Source organism: Ornithinibacillus caprae, assembly GCF_009728145.1.
GTDB lineage: Bacteria > Bacillota > Bacilli > Bacillales > Amphibacillaceae > Ornithinibacillus > Ornithinibacillus caprae.
Window position 1 is genome coordinate 434,485 of sequence record NZ_WOCA01000002.1, and the last position, 23,684, is coordinate 458,168.

The following is a 23,684-nucleotide window of genomic DNA, read 5'->3' on the forward strand; positions in this document are numbered from 1 at the left end:
TTGGTAACCATAGGGGCCATCTTACATCACATTAGACTTTTCTTTATCAAGTAAGAAGAAGTTTTCTACGGAAAAAGCCGCGACACCCAATGCACTTGAGTGGGTTGATAGCTCGGAAAAATTAATCTGTAGGTCTTGCTGTTGGAACCATAACGTTTGTTTGGTCATGCGGTTTTTTAATGGCTCGGTTAACCATTCCTCTGCAAAAGCCATTCGATTACCGATGATTATTTGTTCTGGATTAAAGGTATTAATAATGTTATTAATACCGACTCCTAGGTAATCACCAATTTGTTTAAACTGATTGATTGCCTCTACATCACCATCTTCAGCAAGGGAAATCAACCATTCTAAAGAGATTTCGTCATTTTGGATTGCTGTAATCCCTGATTTTTCAGCATTTTTAACTAATGCTTGTTCAGATGCATATAATTCCCAACATCCTTCATTACCGCATCTGCACTTTGTTCCTCCAGTTTCAATGGTCATATGACCTAACTCACCGGAAAATCCATGATGCCCTTTATATAAGCTACCATTTAAAATAAGACCTACACCGATCCCAATCCCAACACTTACATAAATAATATGATTGAAGTCTTTTCCAACCCCAAATTGCTTTTCTCCATAAGCACCGGCGTTAGCTTCGTTTTCAATGATCACTGGAAGCTTATATTTTTCTTCCATAACATTCTTAAGATCAACATTTTTCCAGCCAAGGTTAGGTGCAAGAAGTATCTCTCCACTTTTACTAACCGTTCCTGGTACACCAATTCCGATCCCAACGATGCCGTACACACTTTCAGGTGTATGCTTCATTAAGTAATCCACCATTTCAAATAGTTTTAGTTCAATTTCTTCATAAGATAAGTCTTTGAACTTTACTATTTTTTCATGACAGATATTCCCTTCAAGATCAGTTAGGACTCCGAGTAAGTAATTAACACCTAAATCTATTCCAATGGAAAATCCAGCATGTTGGTTAAAAAGCAACATGACAGGCCTTCTACCACCATTTGATTCACCTGGTCCAGATTCATAGATTAACTGTTCTCCTAAAAGTTCACTTACCAAGGAGGATACAGTCCCTTTGTTTAAACCGGTCATACTAGCTATGTCTGCCCTAGAAATAGGTGAGCGGGATCTTATCGTATTTAATACTAATGCCTTATTCTCTTTTTTTACTACATGCTGATTCCATGTTCTAGTTTTCTTCATCTTCACCGACTCTCTCTCTATGGAATTTATAAAACCTTTTACTGAAAGAATTCTAATTTCGTTAGCAGGAATTCTTCCAATCTATAAAATGATTGTTATTTAAATATAGTATATCATTTTATGATCCTATTATAAACTTTGTTTATCCACTAGACAAACAAAAAACTTTTTGATATTCTATAGTTGAGCTTAGATACTAAGCATCAAAAAATATAGGGGGCTTTTTTAATGAAAAATAAGAAAGCGATTACATTTTTTGTAGCAATACTAGCTTCACTTTTAGTACTTGCTGGATGTGGGTCAGATGGGGATGACAGTTCTTCAAATGGTAACTCTTCTAGTGGCGATTCAAAAACAGTGAAATTTATGCATCTTTGGCCTGAAGGAAGCTCGAAAACACATAATGAAATTGTAAGCGAAATCATTGCAGATTTTGAAAGTCAACATGAAGGCGTTGAAATTGAGTTAGAAGTTTTAAGCAATGAACAGTATAAAGATAAAATTCAAGTTTTATCAACATCAGATGAACTTCCTGATGTAGGGATGACTTGGGCAGCAGGTTATTTACAACCTTATGTAGAAGGGAATAAATTTGCTCCACTAGATGATCTTCTAGACGGGGATTTGAAAGATCAGTTCGTATCTGGAACTGCTGAAGCATATGCGATCGATGGAAGCACATATGGCCTTCCGTTAGAATTAAACATTGCAACTGTATTCTATAATAAAGCGATTTTTGATGAGTACGGATTAGAAGCACCTGAAACGTATGAAGAATTAACAGATGTAATTCAAACACTAAATGATAATGGCGTAAATCCGATTGCACTAGGAAACAAGGACCGTTGGACAGGTTCTTTATGGTATATGTACCTAGCTGACCGTATTGGTGGAAGTGATGTATTAACAAATGCTATCAACCGTTCGGGTTCCTTTGAAGATCCGGCATTAGTTGAAGCGGCAAACAAAGTTCAAGAGCTAGTAGAAATGGATGCTTTTGTAAATGGGTTTAACGGACTTGCGGATGAGGAAGCTAAAAGTATGTTTATGAACGAACAGGCTGCAATGTACCTAATTGCAACCTGGGATCTACCAAACTACACTACAAATGAAGATGTACCACAGGAATTCAGAGATTCAGTTGGTTACTTCAACTTCCCAACTGTTGACGGTAATGGTGACACAAACAGCTTTGTTGGTGGACCAGGAGTTGGACTTTTTGTAGCTGAAAACTCTGATGTGAAAGATGAAGCAAAAGCTTTTGCATCATTCTTTGTTGAGCAATGGGGAGAAAAATCTGTTACACAAGCAGGTGTAATACCAGCTACGAAGCTTGATGCAGAATCATTAGAATTACCACAAATGTATGTGGATGTATTAGAAGATTTAAATTCTGCTAGTAATCTAACATTATTCGCAGATGTTCAAATGAGCCCTGATACAGCTCAGGTACACTTAGACATGATTCAAGCAATCTTTGGAATGGAAGTAACTCCAGAGGAATTTGCTAAAGAACATGAAGATGCTCTATCAGCTGAAGAATAGACTAAATTCTAGAAAAATAGAGTATGGAATAATCCAGTAGCAATAGAAAAGGACATATCCTTCATCTGGATTGTCCTTTTCTACTTTAAACGATTGGGGGTTAAACGGTATGAATAAGGTAATGTCCAATAAATGGATCATCGCATTATACGTTCTCCCTGCTCTCCTATTAATAGGTATCCTAATTTTTATCCCGTTAATTTTAACCGGGTATTATGGGTTAATGGATTGGGATGGAGTTGGAGCAATGGAGTTCATTGGTCTTGATAACTATATTGCAGCCCTACAGGATCTGAAGTTTTGGGATAGTGCCTGGCATTCCTTTTTATTAGCAATTTTTTCTACACTAAGTTTAGGAATTTATCTAGCAATCTCACTTATTCTAGCATCTAAAATTAAAGGTGCTGATCTGTTGAGAAAGATTTATTTAATACCGATGCTATTGTCATCTGTTGCAATCGCACAGCTATGGATTAAAGTGTATAATCCATCAAATGGTATGTTGAATTACTTGCTTATGGCTATTGGAGTTGAGAATCCGCCAGCATGGTTGGCTGATACCTCCATTGTATTATACGCCATTTTTATTCCGATATTATGGCAATATGCTGGATTCTATATTTTGATTTATTATGCAGCACTAAAAAATATTCCTGAATCCATTATTGAAGCAGCACGCATTGACGGTGCATCACCTTTCCAAATTGCGTATCGAATCAAATTACCCTTAATTATGAGTGTTGTTAAGGTAACCATTGTTTTAGCAGTGGTTGGTTCGTTAAAATACTTTGACTTAATTTATGTTATGACTGGTGGAGGACCAAACGGAGCAAGTGAAGTTATGGCATCCTACATGTACAAACTAGCCTTTACTAGTAAAGACTTTGGCTACGGTAGTGCAATTGGGTTCTTGCTATTAATTATAACCTTAATCGTAACAGTAATTGTTCGTAAAGCTACTGCAACGAAAGAGGAAATTCAATATTAAGAGGAGGTTTATAGATGGGACGCATCGGCTACTCTTTACTTTATGTGTTTTTAGCAATTGTTGCAGTCTTCCAGATCTTTCCGATCATTTGGTTATTCCTTTTCTCACTGAAGGATAACCGTGAAATCTTTTCTGGATCACCATTTGCGATGCCTACTGAATTTAGATGGGAAAACTATCTTAAGGTTTGGGAAAGTGGTATTGGTATCTATTTTTGGAATAGCATTTGGATTACAGGTGTAGCAATCATCTTAACCATTCTATTAGCTAGTATGGCTACATTTGCGATCACAAGAATGCAATGGAAGCTTAGCAAACTAGTATTGGGTTTGTTTATGGTTGGGTTAATGATCCCTATTCATTCAGCCATTATTCCGTTGTTTAGTATGTTTTTAAGTGTGAATTTATATGACAATCCATTATCGATTGTTATTACCTATACTGCGTATAACTTACCGATTACCATGATGATTTTATTAGGATTCTATTACACATTACCTCGTGAAATAGAAGAGGCAGCAATTATTGACGGATGTTCGATTCATCGAATGTTCTTCCGTATTATATTGCCAATGACAATGCCTGTTATGTCGACAACCGTTATTATTAATATGATTTACAATTGGAATGAATTTGTGTTTGTAAACACATTTATTAGCTCTGATAAATACAAAACATTAACAGTAGGTATTCAAAACTTTATTGGACAGTATATGACCGATTGGGGAGCAATTGGGGCAACATTGATTATTAGTGTCTTGCCAATTCTTCTTGCTTTCGTATTCTTTAGTAATAAAGTGGTGGAAGGTATTTCCGCAAGTGCAGTTAAAGGGTAGGGGTAAACCTCACCTCGATTAGATTAATAGGTGAGGTTTGATTAACTTATTCGATTGATTCTTTCTTTTTTTCGATTCGGTGAAAGGCGTGTAGACATAACCACATTGTCATAAAGGCGTATGTTATACCGCCGAAAATAAAGAATAATGCCGGAACGATTGACATGATAACGTATACAAAAGTAAGGCACAGAATGATCAAAAAGCTGTGAATTGGATTGATTAGCATGATTAGAAAAGCATTTTTAATCAGTTGAAAAACGTTTAAATCATAATGTACAAATGCAGGAAAAATATAAAATAAAAACAATAGAAAGATCACGATAAAAGCAAATAATGGAATGGATGTCCATGATAATAGATGATTCAAATTTACTTGTATGTAAAATAAATCAAGGCCAATTAGAATGAACAACATCGTAATGAAGATGCCTAACTTATTACCTTTGATAAATTCGCTTTTAAAGTAGCTCCAGAATGTCGTAAAAATGGGGAAATCATATTTTCCGCGTAACCAATCTCGAACGATGGCAAACATTGCTAGAGTGGAGGGGTAAAAACCTAATAAGATCCCTCCAACTAGGGTGAAGGCTACCCATAATAAGTTGACATAGGCAAATCGTGTAATCCACTCTAAAGCAGTATAAATAGCACTACTGATATTGTTCATGATGGAACCTCCTCATTACGGTGACAATTTATATCAAACTTTATTTTACATGAAGTAGAGAGAATAATACAGTTATATCAACTTAGTTTATTCGATAGACAAACTAATTAACCGTTGGTATAATTATCTTATGAAAGCATTTGCATGTAGGAAATTACTAAAAACTAGGAGGCAATAATATGTCTTATTTCAAAGATATCAACAAAATTAACTACGAAGGTTCTAAATCTACTAATCCGTATGCATTCAAATTCTACAATCCTGAAGAAGTGATCGGTGGGAAAACGATGGAAGAGTATCTTCGCTTCGGTGTAGCATACTGGCATACATTTACGGAGGATTTATCAGATCCATTTGGTGCAGGTACAGCTATTCGTCCATGGGATAAATTTTCTGGTATGGATTTAGCGAAAGCGCGTGTAGAAGCTGCTTTTGAATTTTTTGAAAAACTAGGTGTTCCATATTTCTGTTTCCATGATGTAGATATTGCTCCAGAAGGTAGTAGTTTAAGAGAGTCCAATCAAAATCTAGATACAATCGTTGCGATGATTAAAGATTACATGAAAGATAGTAAAACTAAATTACTTTGGAATACGGTTAACAACTTTAGTCATCCTCGCTTTGTTCATGGTGCTGGTTCTGCTAATAATGCAGATGTGTTTGCCTATGCAGCAGCAAAAGTGAAAAAAGGTTTAGAAGTGGGTAAAGAATTAGGTGCTGAAAACTATGTATTCTGGGGTGGACGTGAAGGATATGAAACATTACTGAATACAGATATGAAGCTTGAAATGGATAACCTTGGCCGTTTCTTCCATATGGCTGTTGACTATGCAAAAGAAATTGGTTTCGATGCGCAGTTCTTAATAGAACCAAAACCGAAAGAGCCAACTACACATCAATATGATTTTGACGTTGCTAGTGGTTATGCATTCTTACAGCATTATGATCTTCAAGACCATTTTAAATTTAATATCGAAGCAAACCATGCAACGCTTGCAGGCCATACGTTTGAACATGAACTACGCTATGCGCGTGTGAACAATATGTTAGGTTCTGTAGATGCGAACCAGGGACATCCTTTATTAGGATGGGATACAGATGAGTTTCCATCTGATCTATATTCTACAACATTAGCAATGTATGAAATTATTAAAAATGGTGGATTAGGCAGAGGCGGATTAAACTTTGATGCTAAGGTTCGTCGTGGATCATTTACACCTGAAGACTTATTCCATGCACATATTGTAGGAATGGATAGCTTTGCAGTAGGGCTTAAAGTTGCTCAAAACTTAATTGATGATAATATTCTTGAAAATGTTATGAAGGATCGTTATAGCAGCTTTACAGAAGGAATTGGTTTAGACATTGTCGAAGGAAAAACGGATTTCCATAAATTAGAAGAGCATGCATTAGGATTAACAGACATTAAACATCAATCAGGTCGTCTAGAACTGATAAAAGCGAATATTAATCAATACTTGTTAAAAGCTTACGCTGGTGAATAATACGGTATACCACTGGTGGGAATGAGGTGCTACGATGAAGTATGTGATAGGCGTTGATTTAGGAACAAGTGCTGTTAAACTTTTACTTGTTAATCAACATGGTGAAGTAACACAGGAAGTGTCAAAGTCATATCCATTAATTCAAGAAAAAACTGGTTACAGTGAACAAAACCCACAGGATTGGATAGACCAGACGGTATCGGGGTTGTCTGAACTACTTCTACAATTTAAGGGAAATCGAGCAGACATTGAGGGAATTAGTTTTTCAGGGCAAATGCATGGACTTGTCTTACTAGATAACCATCATGAAGTATTGCGTAATGCAATTCTATGGAATGATACAAGAACATCAGCTGAGTGCCAAAAGATATATGATATTGTTGGTGAAAAACGTTTATTAGAAATCACCCAAAATCCAGCATTAGAAGGGTTTACACTACCTAAATTGTTATGGGTTAAAGATCACGAACCAGAAATTTATGAGAAAGCAGCTACATTTGTGCTTCCTAAAGACTATGTACGGTATAAATTAACTGGAAAATTACACATGGAATATTCTGATGCAGCTGGAACATTACTGTTAGATATTCGTGATCGATCATGGAGTAAGGAAATATGTGATATGCTAGATCTTGATCCCGAGCTTTGCCCACCATTAGTGGAATCAACTAGTGAGGTAGGAAATATCACGGAGGATTTAGCAAAGATAACAGGCTTATCTCCAGAAACAAGGGTATTTGCTGGTGGAGCAGATAATGCATGTGGGGCAATTGGAGCAGGGATCTTGGAAGAAGGAAAAACACTTTGTAGTATTGGAACATCAGGTGTTGTTCTATCCTATGAGCCTAGTGAGGATAAAGATTTCAATGGTAAGGTTCATTATTTTAACCATTCGGCTCCAGAGGCTTATTACACAATGGGTGTAACGCTGGCTGCAGGTTATAGTCTAACGTGGTTTAAAGAGGTCTTTGCTAAGGATGAATCATTTGATGAATTATTGGCAGAAGTAGGTTCGACACCAGTAGGATCCAATGGTTTATTATTTACTCCATATTTAGTTGGAGAAAGAACACCACATGCTGATGCCTCTATTCGTTCTAGTTTTATTGGAGTAGATAGCTCACATGAGCGCAAAGATTTTGTTCGGGCAGTCCTTGAAGGGATTACGTTCTCATTAAATGAATCGATTCATATTTTCCGCCAAAGTGGAAAAACAATTGACACGATTGTTTCGATCGGTGGTGGAGCCAAAAATGAGGCTTGGCTACAAATGCAAGCGGATATTTTTAATGCGAGAATTATACGCTTAGACAGTGAACAAGGACCAGGTATGGGTGCTGCTATGATTGCTGCTTATGGTTGTGATTGGTTCGATTCATTACAAGCATGTGCACAAGCATTTTTAAATGAAGACAAAGTATACGAACCAATTGAAAAAAATGTAGCGCAGTATAAAAAGTTATTTCCAATTTACCAAGACATTTACAAACAAACAAAAGAACTAAACCAAAGATTAGTAGAATATAGAAAGTAAAAAAAGGTGCCTGTCACTTGTCGAAATTCGACAAGTGACAGGCACTTTAAAAATAGGTATGCTATTTATAGGGGAAGTTTTTTCAATATTTTAGGGACAGGAGAGTGTATGGTTATGAAGTATAATCAACTAGGGAATACAGACTTGAAGATCAGTGAATTAAGCTTTGGAACATGGGCAATTGGCGGTTCATGGGGAAAGACAAATGATACAGAAGCATTACGCGGCCTGCATCGGGCAATGGATGCTGGAGTTAATTTTTTTGATACAGCTGATGTTTATGGAGATGGCCATAGTGAAGAACTGCTAGCAAAGGCAACCAAAGGAAAAGAAGCAAACATACATATTGCAACAAAGTTTTGTCGTGCTGGAGATATTCATGATCCGAAAACATACTCGATGGATCAGGTACAATCATATTGCGAAAATAGCTTGAAACGATTGCAACGGGATCAACTTGATTTATACCAGATTCACTGTCCGCCATTTGAGATTTTAAAGGATGGTAGTGTATTTGATGTGTTGGAAAAATTAAAAGAACAAGGGAAAATTCGCTATTATGGTGTTAGTGTAGAAACTGTTGAAGAAGGTCTATATGTTCTTGAACATACAAATGCCAGCTCCTTACAGGTTATTTTTAATATATTTAGGCAAAAACCATTACAAGAGTTGTTCCCTAAGGCAATGGAAAAAGGTGTTGGGATTCTTGCAAGGGTACCATTGGCAAGTGGTCTATTGACCGGGAAATTTCAAGTGAATGCAACGTTTGAAGAGGATGACCATCGCAACTTTAACCGTGATGGCCAAGCGTTTAATGTGGGAGAAACCTTTGCTGGGCTTGAATTCCATAAGGGAGTAGAGTTAAGTCGACAGTTGGAGTGGATTGCAGAAGGAAGAGGGAATATGACACGTGCTGCACTGAAATGGATTTTGGAGCAAGAGGCAGTTACGAGTGTAATTCCTGGCTTTAAATCAGTTAAACAGGTTGAAGATAATTTACAAGCATTACAAGTAAAAGGTTTTACGGCAAACGAATTAGAACGCCTGATAGATTTTTACCAAACAGAAGTACACGAGCATATTCGTGGTGCTTATTAATAGAAAGGGAGAGGAATTCTAATGGAAAAAGTTCGTTGGGGAGTGCTAAGTACAGCTGGAATTGCACAAAAAGCATTGCTTCCTGCCTTTGACAGAGCGGAGAATGCAGAGGTTGTAGGGATTGCTACTAGAAGTGGAATGGGAAAGGCTGAAGCAGTAGCGAAAAAGTTTGCCATTGAAAAAACGTATGATCGTTATGAAAAATTACTAGATGACCCAACCATTGATGCAGTATATATTCCATTGCCAAACCATCTGCATAAAAAATGGGTGATGGAAGCTGCAAGAAGAGGTAAACATATTTTATGTGAAAAACCAGCCGCATTAACAGCAGAAGAAGTACTGGAGATGAAGACGGTATGTGAAGAAAATAATGTCATCTTTATGGAAGGATTTATGTACCATTTTCACCCGCAGCATGAACGAGTAAAGGAAATTGTGGACGCTGGGGAAATTGGGGAGGTAAAATACATGCGCGCTGGATTTACGTTTTACCTTGGACAAAAGGATGGCAATATCCGAATGAGTGATCAAAAAGGTGGAGGCAGTATTTATGACATTGGCTGCTATGCAATCCACTCGATTCGAAACATTCTTCGTCAAGAGCCAACTTCCGTTTTTGTAGATGCGATTAAAGATGCAGAATATGGGGTAGATACGGATGCAGTTGGTTATTTAACGTTTGATGGAGGTGTCCGTGCGACATTTGATTCTAGCTTTGGGTTATATAACCGTACGGAGTATGAAGTGTTTGGAACAGAAGGAAGTATACGAGTTCCACGAGCATATCGTCCAGATAAAAATGGTGGCGAAGGAATGATCCTTGTAGAGAAAGCGGGAGTTACTAGAACAGAGACGGTAACGGGTGATCAGTATCGAGAGCAAGTGGAACATATTTCGAATGCTATTTTAACTGGTGATCACAAGCTAAAACATGACTTAAATAATACGATTCATAATATGCGTGTGATCGATGCATGTTTTAAATCTATCGATAGTGGTAAAAAAGTTACAATAGATTAATAGCTAGCCCTAGTTTGTACCCGTTATATGCGGACAAACTAGGGTTTTTTAGTAATGGTTGTGAGTAATTATTGCAAAAGAGAAGCAAGACTGATTTTGTGAATCCGTTTCCATACAATCTGTTTCCGTGCTAAAATAATCAGTACCATAGACAAGTGGGTGAGGGAATGAATCTTACATCGAAAAGCCTAATTTATTTGATTGGCGTAATTCTATTTTTAATTAGTTTTATTGGTATGATTTATTTCGGTTATAAAACATTTTATATAGAAGCGGAAAACAACATGGCCCCACAGGAATATACGTATCATTTTGCGCTAATTGCTGAGGAATCGGCTAATGATTATTGGCGACTAATTGAACAAGGGGCAAAGGAAGCGGCAAAGGAGCATGATATTTATTTAGAATATGTCGCACCGCAGAAGGCTGATAATGATGAGATGCTCAAGCTATTGGATCGAATGATTTCCGCACAGGTGGATGGAATTATTACGCAAGGTATAGAAGGAGATAGATTTATAGATATTGTTCACAAGGCTACTGAACGAGGTATCCCTGTCGTTACTGTTGATACGGATATAAAAAGTAGTGAACGAAAGGCATATGTTGGGACCGATAATTTTTATGCTGGTCAGCTACTAGGAAACGCGATTATTGATCACACGTCTGGTGAACAATATGTCGGGGTTGTTACTGGGCGTTTTGATGCGGTAAATCAACAAGAAAGACTCGAAGGATTGAAGGATGTGATTAAGGATCATCCAAGAATCCAAATTGTCTCTATTAAAGAATCGAATATTACCGAAGTAGGGGCAACGCAGGCAACGTATTCCATGTTAAAAGAATATCCTTCAATTACTGCTTTAGTTGGCACAAGTGCATTAGATGGATTTGGAATGGTAGAGGGACTTCGAGAAATAGCTCCAAATAAAGATCTTTATATGGTTGCCTTCGACGTATTGCCAGAAACCTTGCAACTGATTTTACAAGAACGAATTGATGGAACGATATCGCAAGCTCCAAAGGAAATGGGATATTCATCGGTAGAGGTTATGTTGGACTTACAAACAGGTGACTTGCTTAAGAATGAATTTTTTACAGAAACGAAGCTAATTCAAAAACATGACTTAGAAGCAGAAGAAAATGGTGTTAGGCGATGAAAACAATTCGTGGAAAACTACTCGTCTATTTTTTAGTATTTGTACTTCTCTTTCAAGCTGCAGCTGTATCTATTTTTATAAGCTCTAATGGCCTATTAAGCTCTTATCATGATGGGTTTGAGCGATTCTTGGTATTAAATTCTATTTCACAGTACACGGAGGAGTTATATTTAGATACACAGTTAATTGTTGTTGAGTTCAAGCCAGAAATTTTACCAGATTACTATGAAACAAAGAGCATGTTAGAAACAGAAAAAAATAAGCTCACAGAAATATTTACGGATGTGGAGCGAATTGAACTAAAAAACTACATGAATTTAATTGATACATTTATTCATGAAAGTGAGCTTACGATAGGGTTTGTACTTCGAAACGATATCGAGCAATATACGAATCATTTAGAGGAAACAAGAATTGCTGCTGGATACATTCAGGAAGCAACATTGGAGGTTATTGATAGTGAACTCACGGCATATCAATCCTTCTACAAAGATCTACAGGAACGAAATGAATCCTTCTTTTACTTTATTTTATTTTTATTTGGAACAACTAGTATTCTAGCTATCTTTTTTGCGTTATGGTTTTCAAAAGGAATTACGAATCCACTTAATAAATTATCTCGTGCAGCGAAAGAAGTTTCCAAGGGAAATTTAATCGGAGATCCTATCCAAATTCAGTCCAATGATGAACTGAAATTATTAGGTGATACATTTAATCATATGCGATCAGATATTCACCGTCTTGTAGAGGAGATCAAGGATCAATCGGAATTGGATCGTCTCATTAAAGAGATGGAGTTGAAGCATTTACAAAATCAAATCAATCCACACTTTCTATTTAATACATTAAATACCATTTCGAAAATGGCGTACTTAGAGGATGCAAAACAAACATCTGGTTTAATTGATTCGGTTGCAACCTTGCTACGTCATAGTTTAGGAGATATTGAGAAGCAGGTTGCATTAAAAGATGAGGTCATGGTTGTTAGAGATTATTTCCATATCCAAAAAACCCGATTTACCGAAAGGGTTAAGTTTCAGTTGGAGGTGGATGAGAGCTGTTTAGATACGAAAGTACCTAGGCTTACATTACAGCCATTGATCGAAAATGCCTTTATACATGGGATTGAAGAAATTGAGGAAGGTGGAACGATTACATTATCTATTTATTCCTCTGCTCCATTTGTCGTTATCGAGGTGAGTGATGATGGTGTGGGAATGAGTCACGAAAAAATAAAAGAAATTATGTCACTTGCTAAGGAATCTGAAGATCATGTTGGGCATTCTACTGGAATTGGTTTAAAAAATGTTATAAGAAGGTTGCAATTAACCTATCAAATGGATGATCTTGTAACGATCGAATCCGAGCTTGGAAAAGGGACAACAGTGAGGATTAAAGTACTAAAATAAAGTGAATCTTAAATCGATGAGGGTTCTTTGATCCCCACGATTGTTAGATGAACGAATCGAACATTTACTGGTTGCTCGCCCCACACCTAAACTTCTTTGGACTCACGAAGTTTTGAGGGTGGGGTCTTATAGTCAGTTACATGCGGATAAAGATGGGAGGGATTTTAACATGCGAATTCTTGTTGCAGAGGATGAATTGTTAGAAAGAAAAGCATTCATTAAATTTATTCGTGACACCTTTTCAGACATGGAGGTTGTAGGGGAAGCAGCAAATGGTAGAATGGCGATTGAATTAGCAGAGTCAATGAATCCAGATGTTATTTTCATGGATATTAAAATGCCTGGTATTAATGGGTTAGAGGCAATTGAAAAAATTAATGCAATGAATCCTACCATAAAGTTTATTTTGGTTTCTGCTTATGATTCGTTTGACTATGCAAAACAAGCCATGCGTTTTGGGATTAAGGATTATATTTTAAAGCCAGGTAAGAAAGAAGAAATTGTCAAAGCATTATTACGAGTAAGAAAAGAGATGGAGCAAGAGAGTACATTAAAAAAAGAGAAAATACAAACGGAAAAATTAATGAAGGAACGCTTTTTAGCTAAGTTAATGCATTTACCAATAGATGAAGAAGTGAAAGAGCTTCAGGAAAGGCTCTATCCATCCATGAAAAATGGATGTTTCTTTGTGCTGCATGGTGATTCAGAAATACAAACGGAACGAATAGAAAAAAGCTTATATCAATATATTGATTTTCCATTTATCATGTCAACTGTTGATGATCGTATGGTAGTTGTTATTCTTACAGAAGAAGCATTAGAAAAAGCAGATATATTAAAGCTGGCAAGGAAGATACATGTCGATTTAGGAGAGCAAATTTATATCGGAGTTGGGACATCCTATCCGATTGAAAACCTACCTAAATCCTACCAAGAGGCATATTCAGCTTGCCATCAATTAAAAATAGACCAGGGAAGCAATTATGGATTTTTACAGAAAGGGAAAAGGGACCAAACAGCTGAAGAAATTATAGCTATGATAAGTGATGAAATAGAAAAAGGAAATGGTGATCAAGCAGTAACCATTTTTAAAGATTATCAGCATATGCTTCCTGTTAGTGAACGAGAAAATTTATATATTAAGGTTAAACATATTATTGGAACACTGAATATTTCACAGGTTAAAGGTTCCATATCCTCTTTAAAAACAGAACATGACTGGAGTAGTTTTTTACAGATATGTGGATTAAAGGTAGAGGAGTATTATCAATCAAAACAATTTAAAGTACAGATAACAACCTATATTCATGACCATTTTCATGAAAATTTATCACTAGAAGAAGCTGCTGCACATATGGAGCTAAGTCCAAATTATTTTTCAAATGTATTTAAGCAGGAATTTGGAGAGACGTTTATCGACTATGTCACAAAGGTTAGGATGCAAAAAGCGAAGGAGCTTGTAGAGAATAGTAGCTACTCACTTAAAGAGATCAGCTATATGACTGGTTATAAAGATCCAAACTACTTTAGTAGAGTATTTAAAAAGCATTTTCATCTCTCCCCAAAGCAGTTTAAAAAAGTAATCGTAAAAAAATGAAGATAACCGTAAGATATTACAGAATTTTTCATCTCTGTTAGGAATGCTTGCTTATATAATAGAATTTGAAAGCGTTAACAATATAAAGGGGGATTATACATGAAGAAATTATATGGATTAGTTGCATTGCTTGCTCTTATCCTCGTAATTGCTGCTTGTAGTTCAGATTCATCTGTCGAGTCTGACGGCAATTCTAATTCTAACGATGATGGAGAAGCATCAAGTAAAGTAGAAATTTTTAGTTGGTGGACTGGTGCTGGTGAAGAGGATGGCTTACTAGCTTTAATTGATTTATTTGAAGATCAGCATCCTGATATTGAGGTTGAAAACGCAGCAGTAGCTGGGGGAGCTGGTACAAATGCTAAAGCAGTATTAGCTACTAGAATGCAAGGTAACGATCCACCTTCAACATTCCAGGTACATGGTGGAGAAGAGTTGAACAAAAGCTGGGTAGCCGCAGATAAAATGGAACCATTAAATGACTTCTTTGAGGAAAATGAGTGGATGGATAAATTTCCTGAAGAATTAATTGACCTAGTAAGTAGTGATGGAAACATTTACTCTGTGCCTGTAAATATTCACCGTGGAAACCCTGTTTTTTATAACATGGAAGTTTTCGAAGAGCATGGTATCGAAGTACCGACTACATTTGATGAATTCTTCGAAGCGGCTGAAAAACTAGAGGCTGCTGGTGTTGTACCATTAGCATTAGGGGATAAAGAATCTTGGACTGCAACACAGGTGTTTGAAAATGTCTTACTCGGTGTACTTGGTCCAGATGGATATAATGATTTATTTGCTGGTGAAATTAGCTTTACAGATGAGCGTGTCGTTGAAGCGGCTGAGATCTTTGGTAAAATGCTAGATTATGTAAATGAAGATCATGCATCACGTAACTGGCAAGACTCTGCTCAGCTTGTTGCTAATGGTGAAGCTGCAATGATTAATATGGGTGACTGGGCAAAAGGATATTTTGCAAATGATTTAGGACTAGAAACGAATGTAGACTTTGGTTACTTTGCATTCCCTGAAACGGAGGGCATGTTCCAAGTAATTACCGATACATTTGGTCTACCTAAAGGTGTTGATAATCCAGATGATGTTAAAGAATTCCTAACTGTTCTTGGTTCTGTAGAAGGACAGGATGCATTTAATCCACTAAAAGGATCGATTCCTGCTCGTGTGGATGCAGACCCTGAAAAATATGATGACTATGGTAAAGACGCAATGGAAGACTTTAAGACTGCTAGATTAGTACCAAGTCTTGCACATGGTTCTGCTGCATCAGAAGGGTTTTTAACGAAGGCGAATCAAGCTGTAAACATCTTTGTTACACAACGTGATGTGGATACGCTCCTTGAAGCATTAGAAAACGCAGCACCTGAGATGTAATTCAGTAGATTATTGAGGCTGCCTCCTATACTAGGCAGTCTCTTCTTTATTATTTCATCTATGGTTAAACCCCCTAAACTATCTTGTACCTCTAATTTAAGGAGGAAATATAATGGCTCAAACAAAAACTAGAAAAAAAATATCAAAAGATAACTTAACAGCGATTGCTTTTTTGCTGCCGTCCTTCTTATTAATTCTTGTATTTGTATATGGATTTATTGGATGGACTGGTTATGTTTCGTTAAGTAACTACAATACGATCGTTCCTGATTTTTCATTTGCTGGTTTGAAAAACTATATCTATTTATTTAATGATTTCCGTTTCCAAGCGGATCTACGAAACACCTTATTCTTTACTATTTTCTTTATTGGTTTAGTAATTATTTTAGGATTAGGATTATCGATATTAATTGACCAAAAATTAAAGGGAGAATCTTTCTTCCGTAATGTCTTCTTATTTCCAATGGCCTTATCCTTTGTTGTAACAGGTGTTGTTTGGCAATGGTTATTAAATCCGTCTACTGGATTTAATCAGTTTTTATCTATATTTGGTATCCAGCCGAAATGGTATACAGATACGAATATCTTAGCGGGTTTTGAGTGGGGAAGTATCGAATTTGGATTACCAGTAGCAATACTAGCAGTAGTCATTGCAGCAGTATGGCAGATGACTGGCTTTTCATTGGCTATGTATCTAGCAGGATTACGTGGTATTCCAGACGAATTAAAGGAAGCTGCACGAATTGATGGAGCAAGTGAGTTTCAAGTGTACCGAAAAGTTGTATTACCTATGCTGTTGCCGATTACGGTAAGTGTTATTATCATCATGGCACATATATCGTTAAAAATATTTGATTTAGTTTATGCAATGACAGGCTCAGGTGCAAATTTTGTTACCGATGTACCAGGTGTATATATGTTTGAAACGACCTTTAGAGGTAACTACTATGCCAATGGCGCAGCGATCGCTATTATTATGTTACTATTAGTGGCTATATTCATCGTTCCATACTTGTGGAGTAACAGAAAGGGTGGTCAATAATGGTGTCATTACAAATTAGTAAAATAATAAAATATTTTATTTTAATATTCTTTGCCGTTTTGTTCTTAACACCAGTTTACGTAATTATTGTAACGAGTTTAAAGCCATTAGATGAAGTATCCCTCTCAAGTATGTGGGCATTGCCATCGTCCATTGACTTTAGCTCATACGCTGAGGCATATTCGAAATTAGCACCAAATTTAATGAATAGTATTTACTTGGTAATTCCAGCTACATTATTATCTGCACTACTTGGTGCGATGAATGGATATGTATTATCGAAGTGGAAATTTAAGGGGTCAAATACGATTTTCACGATTATCTTATTTGGAATGTTTATTCCATATCAAAGTATATTGATTCCGATGATTCAATTTTTACGTACCATTGATTTATATAATACCATCCCAGGCTTGATTCTTGTTCATGTGGTTTACGGATTACCGATTACGACACTCATGTTTCGTAATTTTTATGCTAATATTCCAGATGCGATGCTTGAGTCAGCAAAGATAGATGGAGCAAACTTCTTAGGGATATTCAGACATATTATTATGCCACTATCAATAACGGGTTTTGTTGTAGTGGCAATATGGCAGTTCACGAATATATGGAATGAATTCTTGTTTGCTGTTACGATTACGACTTCTGATCAACAACCAGTTATGGTAGCATTACAAAATCTATCTGGTAGTCAGATCGTACAGTGGAATGTACAAATGGCTGGTGCTTTACTTGCCGCATTGCCTACTCTGCTCGTATATATTTTCTTAGGTAAATATTTTGTACGTGGGTTATTGGCAGGCTCGGTAAAAGGATAGTAGGTAGAAGTAGGTTGACGTTGGGATGAAAGTTTTTATTATAGAAAAATATGAACTATGATTCAAAATACTTCAGTTAGAAATCTAACTGAAGTATTTTTTTTGAGTTGATTTTGTAAACACTGTTGCTAATTAGATGTAAAAACAACCTATTAGAATGGAGTGTTTTAGTTTTGTCCTCACTTTTTCTTTTTTTTGCACTCATACTTTTGCCCCTTTGTAGAATTATTTTATAATACCATATTGCATGTACGTACAAATTATATTAGTATTAACGTATAGAAAAATCTCATACGTACATATTTGGTTGTTGCAGATAAAAATCTACTTTCCATATCTGCAACCATAAAGGAGGATATTTGCCATAACGAATTAGCAAATGCTCCGTTTTCTAAAAGAAAGGTGTGGGGAATATGCTAGAGGAGTTAAAACAACAAGTTCTTAATGCAAATAAAGAACTACCAACGTATAATTTAGTAACTTTTACATGGGGAAATGTAAGCGGTGTCAACAGGGAAAAGGAACTCATTGTAATTAAACCGAGTGGTATACCGTATGAGGACTTAAAGCTAGAGGATATGGTAGTTGTCGATTTTAACGGGAATGTTGTGGAGGGGGAGTTAAAACCGTCCTCTGATACACCAACCCATATTGTCTTGTATAAACATTTTCAGAGTATTGGTGGGATTGTCCATACACACGCTCCATGGTCAACAAGTTGGGCACAGGCAGGGAAAGGTATACCTGCTTTAGGAACAACACATGGGGATTATTTTTATGGAACAGTTCCGTGTACACGATCAATGACACAAATAGAAATAAATGGCCACTACGAAGAAGAAACAGGAAATGTTATCGTTGAAACATTTAAAGAAATAGATCCAAGTCAGGTACCTGGTGTATTAGTCCATAGTCATGCACCATTTACATGGGGGAAAGATCCAAAAGAAGCGGTACATAATTCCGTTGTTTTAGAAGAGGTAGCTAAAATGGCAATCCATACTTACCAAATAAATTCTGAGGTATCACCAATGGATCAGGCATTATTAGATAAACATTATTTACGGAAACATGGTGCGAACGCTTATTATGGACAAAAGCAATAAGGGGGATATAACAATGGAGAAAAAGTACTCAATTGGTGTTGATTATGGAACAGAGTCTGGGAGAGCTGTATTAGTATCGTTGGAGGATGGAAAGGAAGTAGCGGATCATGTAACACCTTATCGTCACGGTGTGATTGATGAAAAATTGCCGGAATCCGACGTGGAACTAGGCTACGAATGGGCATTACAGCATCCACAGGATTATCTAGAAGTTTTACAACTTTCCATTCCTGCTGTAATAAAAGAATCTGGGGTTAATCCAAATGACATTATTGGTTTAGGAATTGATTTTACTGCTTGTACCATGCTACCAATCGATGAATTTGGCGAGCCATTAAGCTTTAGAGAAGAGTTAAAAGATAATCCACATAGCTGGTTAAAATTGTGGAAGCACCACGCTGCCCAAGGGGAAGCAAATCGCCTTAATGAAATAGCAGAACAGATGGGAGAGGAATTTTTGCCACGATATGGTGGAAAAATTTCTTCGGAATGGATGATTGCAAAAATATGGCAAATTCTCAATGAAGCACCAGAAGTTTATGAACGAGCAGATAAATTTGTAGAGGCTACAGATTGGGTAATCTCTAAACTAACCAATAATCTCGTGCGAAATAGTTGTACAGCAGGATATAAATCGATTTGGCATAAACAAGATGGCTATCCAAGTAAGGAATTTTTTAAAGCATTAGATCCTAGATTAGAAGATTTAACAGAAACTAAGCTGCGTGGTGAGGTAGTTCCATTAGGGACTAAAGCTGGTGGGCTTAGTGAAGAAATGGCAAACTTAACAGGGTTAAACGCCGGTATTTCCATCGCTGTTGGTAATGTCGATGCTCATGCATCTGTACCAGCAATGGGTGTAGCTGAACCAGGAAAATTAGTGATGGTCATGGGTACTTCTATTTGTCACTTGTTATTAGGTGAAGAAGAAAGTCATGTAGAAGGTATGTGTGGTGTTGTAGAAGACGGAATTATTCCTGGTTTTTATGGATATGAGGCAGGACAATCAGCGGTAGGCGATATTTTTGCATGGTATGTAGATCAAGCAGTTCCAGATTATGTGGAAAAGTCTGCAGAAGAGGAGGGTATCAGTGTACACCAATGGTTGGAGCAAAAGGCGAGTGAATATCAACCGGGTGAAACCGGTCTGTTAGCGCTTGATTGGTGGAATGGGAACCGTTCTGTTCTCGTCGATACCGAACTAAGTGGCATGTTAATTGGCATGACATTACAAACAAAACCTGAAGAAATATATCGTGCCCTATTAGAAGCAACTGCCTTTGGCACACGTAAAATAGTGGATGCTTTCCATGAAAATGGTGTAGAGGTCAATGAGCTTTATGCATGTGGTGGTCTGCCACATAAAAATAAACTTCTCATGCAAATTTACGCCGATGTTACCAATCGCCGGATTAAAATAGCAGATTCCTTTCAAACACCAGCCTTAGGTGCAGCTATGTTTGGAGCGGTCGCAGCAGGAGCTGCTAATGGTGGATTTGATACTATTTTAGATGCAACGAAAAAAATGGCACGAGTTAAAGAAGAAGTCATTGAACCAAACCCTGAACATGTTGCTATTTACCAACAGCTATTTGAAGAGTATACGAGACTTCATGACTATTTTGGTCGTGGTGAAAATGACGTTATGAAGCGATTAAAAGCACTAAGAACAATTAACTAACTACAATTGGAGGATTTAGATATGTTAACGATAAAGCCTTATAAATTTTGGTTTGTAACTGGAAGCCAGCACTTGTACGGAGAAGAAGCATTAAAGGAGGTTGAGGATCATTCGAAAGAGATGACATCCAAAATCAATGAAACTGGTAATCTACCTTTTGAGCTTATTTTTAAAGATGTTCTAACAAATCCGAGTGATATCCATCAGCTAATGTTACAAGCAAATAGTGATGAACACTGTGCAGGAATTATTACATGGATGCACACATTTTCCCCAGCAAAAATGTGGATTGCTGGATTAAAATCACTACAAAAACCATTATTACATTTACATACACAATTCAACCGAGATATCCCTTGGCAAGAAATTGATATGGATTTTATGAATCTAAATCAATCTGCCCATGGGGATCGTGAATATGGATTCATTGGAACACGATTAAATATGTCACGAAAAGTAGTTGTCGGCCATTGGGAAAGTACGGATGTTATAGAAAAGATTTCAAGTTGGATGAAAACAGCAGTAGCCGTTACGGAGGGGACGAATATTAGAGTTGCTCGCTTTGGAGATAATATGCGTAATGTTGCGGTTACGGATGGTGATAAAGTAGAGGCGCAAATGAAATTCGGATGGACTGTAGATTATTATGGAATAGGCGACTTAGTAGAGGAAATGGCTAAAATTCCAGATTCTGAAGCAGAAAAATTATATGAAGAATATCGTACATTGTATGAGATTCCAGAAGAGGCTAGTGATCCCGGTCCAGTGAGAGATGCAATTTTAGAACAAGCGAAAATCGAATTAGGTTTAAAAGCATTTTTAACGAAGCGGAACTATAATGCATTTACAACTAATTTTGAAGATCTACATGGCATGAAACAGCTACCAGGTTTAGCTGCCCAGAGGTTAATGGCTGAAGGATATGGTTTTGCTGGGGAAGGAGATTGGAGAACAGCGGCATTATTACGAGTGATGAAAGTTATTTCAGATAATAAAGGAACTTCTTTTATGGAAGATTATACGTACCATTTGGATCCAGCAAATGAAATGATTTTAGGTTCTCATATGCTCGAAATTTGTCCTACCGTATCTGCGACCAAACCGAAAATTATTGTAAATCCACTCGGTATTGGTGGAAAAGAAGATCCAGCACGACTAGTGTTTGATGGTCGTGGTGGGGGTGGAGTTGTCGCTTCACTTATTGAACTTGGTGGAAGATATCGTTTAGTAGTAAATGAGGTGGATGCGGTGCAACCAAGGGTAGAAACGCCGAATTTACCTGTTGCAAAAGTGTTATGGAAACCAAAGCCAAGCCTGAGTGAAGCTACCGAGTCATGGATCTATGCTGGAGGAGCACACCATACCGTTTTCTCTCTTACAGTAACAACGGAGCAATTATTTGATTTTGCCGATATGGCGAATATTGAATGTATTGTGATTGATGAACATACACAAGTAAGACAGTTACGAAATGAATTAAAATTATCAAAAGCCATTTGGAAATAGGGATACAATGTAGAGATTTGCTTTTGTAGGTCTCTGCATTTTTTTCTTTCGTTTAACGAAATACAGCTCATTCGAAAGGGAAATATGTTATGCTAAACTTATACGAATAAGTAAGCAATAAATAAAAGGTGATATAATGACTACAAAATACAACATGGTGAAAAATGCAATACAAGAAAGAATTATAAATGGAACGTATATACCTCATCAAAAAATAAACTCTGAAAGTGAGTTAATGAAGGAATTTGGAGTGAGTAGACATACCGTTCGTTTGGCAATAGGTGATCTAGTTACCACGGGATGGTTATATCGGGAACAAGGGTCAGGTACTTTCTGTGCAGATCGCAGCACAGAAAATGTATCCAACCAACAAGACAAGCAAAAAAATATAGCCATTGTTACTACATATATTTCGGATTATATATTCCCCTCCATCATTCGAGGAGCAGAGGCGATATTAAGTGAAGCAGGATATCAGGTTAGTATTTTCAGTACGAACAACGATCAAGACAATGAACGCGAGATATTAAAGAAAATACTTTCTCAATCGTTTGATGGTGTGATTGTAGAACCGACAAAGAGTGCGTATACAAACCCTAATATTAATTACTACCTGGAACTAGAACGTCTTTCCATACCCTATATTATGATCAATGCTTATTATGATGAATTAGAGCCTATCCACATTGTCATGGATGATGTAAGGGGAGGATATTTGCAGGCAGAGCATTTAATCCATTTAGGGCATCGCAATATAGTAGGATGTTTTAAAACTGACGATGCACAAGGATCGAGAAGAATGAAAGGCTTTGTCAAAGCTCATCGTAAAAACGGTATTCCGATTGATCCGAAGAATATAATTACCTATACAACAGAGGAAAGAAATACAAAAGCAAGTGAAAAGTTACAGGAGCTCCTTATCAATCGTAGCCATTCTATAACAGGTATTGTTTGTTATAATGATGAACTTGCCATGAAATTCCTCGATGTTCTTAGACAACAACAATTAAATGTACCAGAGGATATTTCTATTGTAGGGTACGATGATTCCTTTTTCTCTGAAGTTTCCGAAGTGAAATTGACTACAATAGATCATCCCAAAAGTGAATTAGGAAAAACTGCAGCGAAAAAGATTATAGAACTAATCAAAATGAAAAATAAACAAAATGGTGAGTTAGACCATCAAATTAATTCTGTTGTGTATGCACCAGAAATTATTATTAGATCATCAACAAAAGAACTTAAAAACTCCCAACCAATAGGATAAATAAAAGCCACCTTATTATATAAAATGTACCCTATAGAGTAGACACTTTAAAAAAAGTCTACCTATAGGGTACTTTTGTGTAATAATAAAGAAAAAAATAGTAAATGGGGAAAGAATATGAGTAAGAGATTGTTTACGGAAAAGGAAATTAAGACATTGTCTAAAAATCTCTATGTAAAATCTGTTAGTGAAAAAGGAATCACTTATACCGATGAGTTTAAAAGGATATTTATCACTGAGAACGAACAGGGTAAATTTCCAAGACAAATATTTGGGGATCATGGAT

The 23,684-nt window shown here is 36.7% G+C and carries 20 protein-coding genes; 18 read left to right on the forward strand and 2 right to left on the reverse strand.

Features of this window, described 5'->3' with window-relative positions:
- Positions 1-21: 21 nt before the first annotated feature.
- Positions 22-1,218, reverse strand: coding sequence for an ROK family transcriptional regulator (locus GMD78_RS04790; protein WP_155667583.1), 1,197 nt, complete (start codon positions 1,216-1,218; stop codon positions 22-24).
- Between the two features lie 228 nt (positions 1,219-1,446).
- Between GMD78_RS04790 and GMD78_RS04795 the strand changes: the two genes are divergently transcribed.
- The 3 genes from GMD78_RS04795 (at position 1,447) to GMD78_RS04805 (ending at position 4,587) form a co-directional block, all read left to right on the forward strand.
- Positions 1,447-2,763, forward strand: coding sequence for an extracellular solute-binding protein (locus GMD78_RS04795; RefSeq protein ID WP_155667584.1), 1,317 nt, complete (start codon positions 1,447-1,449; stop codon positions 2,761-2,763).
- A gap of 109 nt (positions 2,764-2,872) precedes the next feature.
- On the forward strand, positions 2,873-3,751 hold the full coding sequence (locus GMD78_RS04800; RefSeq protein ID WP_155667585.1) for a carbohydrate ABC transporter permease: 879 nt from the start codon (positions 2,873-2,875) through the stop codon (positions 3,749-3,751).
- A 14-nt stretch (positions 3,752-3,765) separates the two neighbouring features.
- Complete coding sequence (locus GMD78_RS04805) at positions 3,766-4,587, forward strand: carbohydrate ABC transporter permease (protein ID WP_155667586.1); 822 nt, start codon at positions 3,766-3,768, stop codon at positions 4,585-4,587.
- A 46-nt stretch (positions 4,588-4,633) separates the two neighbouring features.
- On the opposite strand, the gene GMD78_RS04810 is transcribed toward GMD78_RS04805, so the two are convergent.
- The gene (locus GMD78_RS04810; RefSeq protein ID WP_155667587.1) at positions 4,634-5,257 is read right to left on the reverse strand and encodes a YesL family protein; all 624 of its coding nucleotides are present in this window, start codon (positions 5,255-5,257) and stop codon (positions 4,634-4,636) included.
- A 179-nt stretch (positions 5,258-5,436) separates the two neighbouring features.
- Here GMD78_RS04810 and xylA point away from each other — a divergent pair, with 179 nt between their 5' ends.
- From xylA to GMD78_RS04885, 15 genes are all read left to right on the forward strand, one after another.
- Positions 5,437-6,762, forward strand: coding sequence for a xylose isomerase (gene xylA, locus GMD78_RS04815; protein WP_155667588.1), 1,326 nt, complete (start codon positions 5,437-5,439; stop codon positions 6,760-6,762).
- Between the two features lie 34 nt (positions 6,763-6,796).
- Entirely contained in the window at positions 6,797-8,296 is a 1,500-nt protein-coding gene (gene xylB / locus GMD78_RS04820) for a xylulokinase (RefSeq protein WP_155667589.1), read from the forward strand.
- A 114-nt stretch (positions 8,297-8,410) separates the two neighbouring features.
- Positions 8,411-9,394, forward strand: coding sequence for an aldo/keto reductase (locus GMD78_RS04825; protein WP_155667590.1), 984 nt, complete (start codon positions 8,411-8,413; stop codon positions 9,392-9,394).
- Between the two features lie 21 nt (positions 9,395-9,415).
- On the forward strand, positions 9,416-10,417 hold the full coding sequence (locus GMD78_RS04830; protein WP_155667591.1) for a Gfo/Idh/MocA family protein: 1,002 nt from the start codon (positions 9,416-9,418) through the stop codon (positions 10,415-10,417).
- Between the two features lie 167 nt (positions 10,418-10,584).
- A complete protein-coding gene (locus GMD78_RS04835) occupies positions 10,585-11,577 on the forward strand; it encodes a sugar-binding protein (RefSeq protein ID WP_155667592.1) in 993 nt (330 codons plus the stop codon).
- A complete protein-coding gene (locus tag GMD78_RS04840) occupies positions 11,574-12,986 on the forward strand; it encodes a sensor histidine kinase (RefSeq protein WP_155667593.1) in 1,413 nt (470 codons plus the stop codon). The genes GMD78_RS04835 and GMD78_RS04840 overlap by 4 nt, the downstream gene beginning before the upstream one ends.
- Positions 12,987-13,155: 169 nt before the next feature.
- Positions 13,156-14,583: a response regulator gene (locus tag GMD78_RS04845; RefSeq protein WP_155667594.1), complete on the forward strand. Its 1,428-nt coding sequence runs from the start codon at positions 13,156-13,158 to the stop codon at positions 14,581-14,583.
- Positions 14,584-14,682: 99 nt separating this feature from the next.
- Positions 14,683-15,975, forward strand: coding sequence for an ABC transporter substrate-binding protein (locus tag GMD78_RS04850; protein ID WP_155667595.1), 1,293 nt, complete (start codon positions 14,683-14,685; stop codon positions 15,973-15,975).
- A gap of 112 nt (positions 15,976-16,087) precedes the next feature.
- On the forward strand, positions 16,088-17,017 hold the full coding sequence (locus GMD78_RS04855) for a carbohydrate ABC transporter permease (protein WP_155667596.1): 930 nt from the start codon (positions 16,088-16,090) through the stop codon (positions 17,015-17,017).
- Entirely contained in the window at positions 17,017-17,838 is an 822-nt protein-coding gene (locus GMD78_RS04860; RefSeq protein ID WP_155667597.1) for a carbohydrate ABC transporter permease, read from the forward strand. Before GMD78_RS04855 ends, GMD78_RS04860 begins: the two co-directional genes overlap by 1 nt.
- A 413-nt stretch (positions 17,839-18,251) precedes the next feature.
- Entirely contained in the window at positions 18,252-18,944 is a 693-nt protein-coding gene (araD, locus tag GMD78_RS04865; protein ID WP_155667598.1) for an L-ribulose-5-phosphate 4-epimerase, read from the forward strand.
- 13 nt (positions 18,945-18,957) lie between these two features.
- Complete coding sequence (locus GMD78_RS04870) at positions 18,958-20,625, forward strand: ribulokinase (RefSeq protein ID WP_155667599.1); 1,668 nt, start codon at positions 18,958-18,960, stop codon at positions 20,623-20,625.
- Positions 20,626-20,646: 21 nt separating this feature from the next.
- Positions 20,647-22,131: an L-arabinose isomerase gene (gene araA, locus GMD78_RS04875; RefSeq protein WP_155667600.1), complete on the forward strand. Its 1,485-nt coding sequence runs from the start codon at positions 20,647-20,649 to the stop codon at positions 22,129-22,131.
- A gap of 136 nt (positions 22,132-22,267) precedes the next feature.
- Entirely contained in the window at positions 22,268-23,398 is a 1,131-nt protein-coding gene (locus tag GMD78_RS04880; RefSeq protein ID WP_155667601.1) for a GntR family transcriptional regulator, read from the forward strand.
- A gap of 117 nt (positions 23,399-23,515) precedes the next feature.
- On the forward strand, positions 23,516-23,684 hold a 169-nt coding region (locus GMD78_RS04885), incomplete at its 3' end, for an HTH domain-containing protein (RefSeq protein WP_343042128.1).

Coding starts and splice junctions, on each gene's coding strand:
- GMD78_RS04860 (WP_155667597.1), top strand. CDS start 17,017: ATGGTGTCATTACAAATTAGTAAAATAATAAAATATTTTATTTTAATA.
- GMD78_RS04880 (WP_155667601.1), top strand. CDS start 22,268: ATGACTACAAAATACAACATGGTGAAAAATGCAATACAAGAAAGAATT.
- xylA (WP_155667588.1), top strand. CDS start 5,437: ATGTCTTATTTCAAAGATATCAACAAAATTAACTACGAAGGTTCTAAA.
- GMD78_RS04810 (WP_155667587.1), bottom strand. CDS start 5,257: ATGAACAATATCAGTAGTGCTATTTATACTGCTTTAGAGTGGATTACA.
- GMD78_RS04795 (WP_155667584.1), top strand. CDS start 1,447: ATGAAAAATAAGAAAGCGATTACATTTTTTGTAGCAATACTAGCTTCA.
- GMD78_RS04805 (WP_155667586.1), top strand. CDS start 3,766: ATGGGACGCATCGGCTACTCTTTACTTTATGTGTTTTTAGCAATTGTT.
- GMD78_RS04845 (WP_155667594.1), top strand. CDS start 13,156: ATGCGAATTCTTGTTGCAGAGGATGAATTGTTAGAAAGAAAAGCATTC.
- GMD78_RS04855 (WP_155667596.1), top strand. CDS start 16,088: ATGGCTCAAACAAAAACTAGAAAAAAAATATCAAAAGATAACTTAACA.
- GMD78_RS04840 (WP_155667593.1), top strand. CDS start 11,574: ATGAAAACAATTCGTGGAAAACTACTCGTCTATTTTTTAGTATTTGTA.
- GMD78_RS04790 (WP_155667583.1), bottom strand. CDS start 1,218: ATGAAGAAAACTAGAACATGGAATCAGCATGTAGTAAAAAAAGAGAAT.
- araD (WP_155667598.1), top strand. CDS start 18,252: ATGCTAGAGGAGTTAAAACAACAAGTTCTTAATGCAAATAAAGAACTA.
- GMD78_RS04830 (WP_155667591.1), top strand. CDS start 9,416: ATGGAAAAAGTTCGTTGGGGAGTGCTAAGTACAGCTGGAATTGCACAA.
- GMD78_RS04870 (WP_155667599.1), top strand. CDS start 18,958: ATGGAGAAAAAGTACTCAATTGGTGTTGATTATGGAACAGAGTCTGGG.
- xylB (WP_155667589.1), top strand. CDS start 6,797: ATGAAGTATGTGATAGGCGTTGATTTAGGAACAAGTGCTGTTAAACTT.
- GMD78_RS04825 (WP_155667590.1), top strand. CDS start 8,411: ATGAAGTATAATCAACTAGGGAATACAGACTTGAAGATCAGTGAATTA.
- GMD78_RS04835 (WP_155667592.1), top strand. CDS start 10,585: ATGAATCTTACATCGAAAAGCCTAATTTATTTGATTGGCGTAATTCTA.
- GMD78_RS04850 (WP_155667595.1), top strand. CDS start 14,683: ATGAAGAAATTATATGGATTAGTTGCATTGCTTGCTCTTATCCTCGTA.
- araA (WP_155667600.1), top strand. CDS start 20,647: ATGTTAACGATAAAGCCTTATAAATTTTGGTTTGTAACTGGAAGCCAG.
- GMD78_RS04800 (WP_155667585.1), top strand. CDS start 2,873: ATGAATAAGGTAATGTCCAATAAATGGATCATCGCATTATACGTTCTC.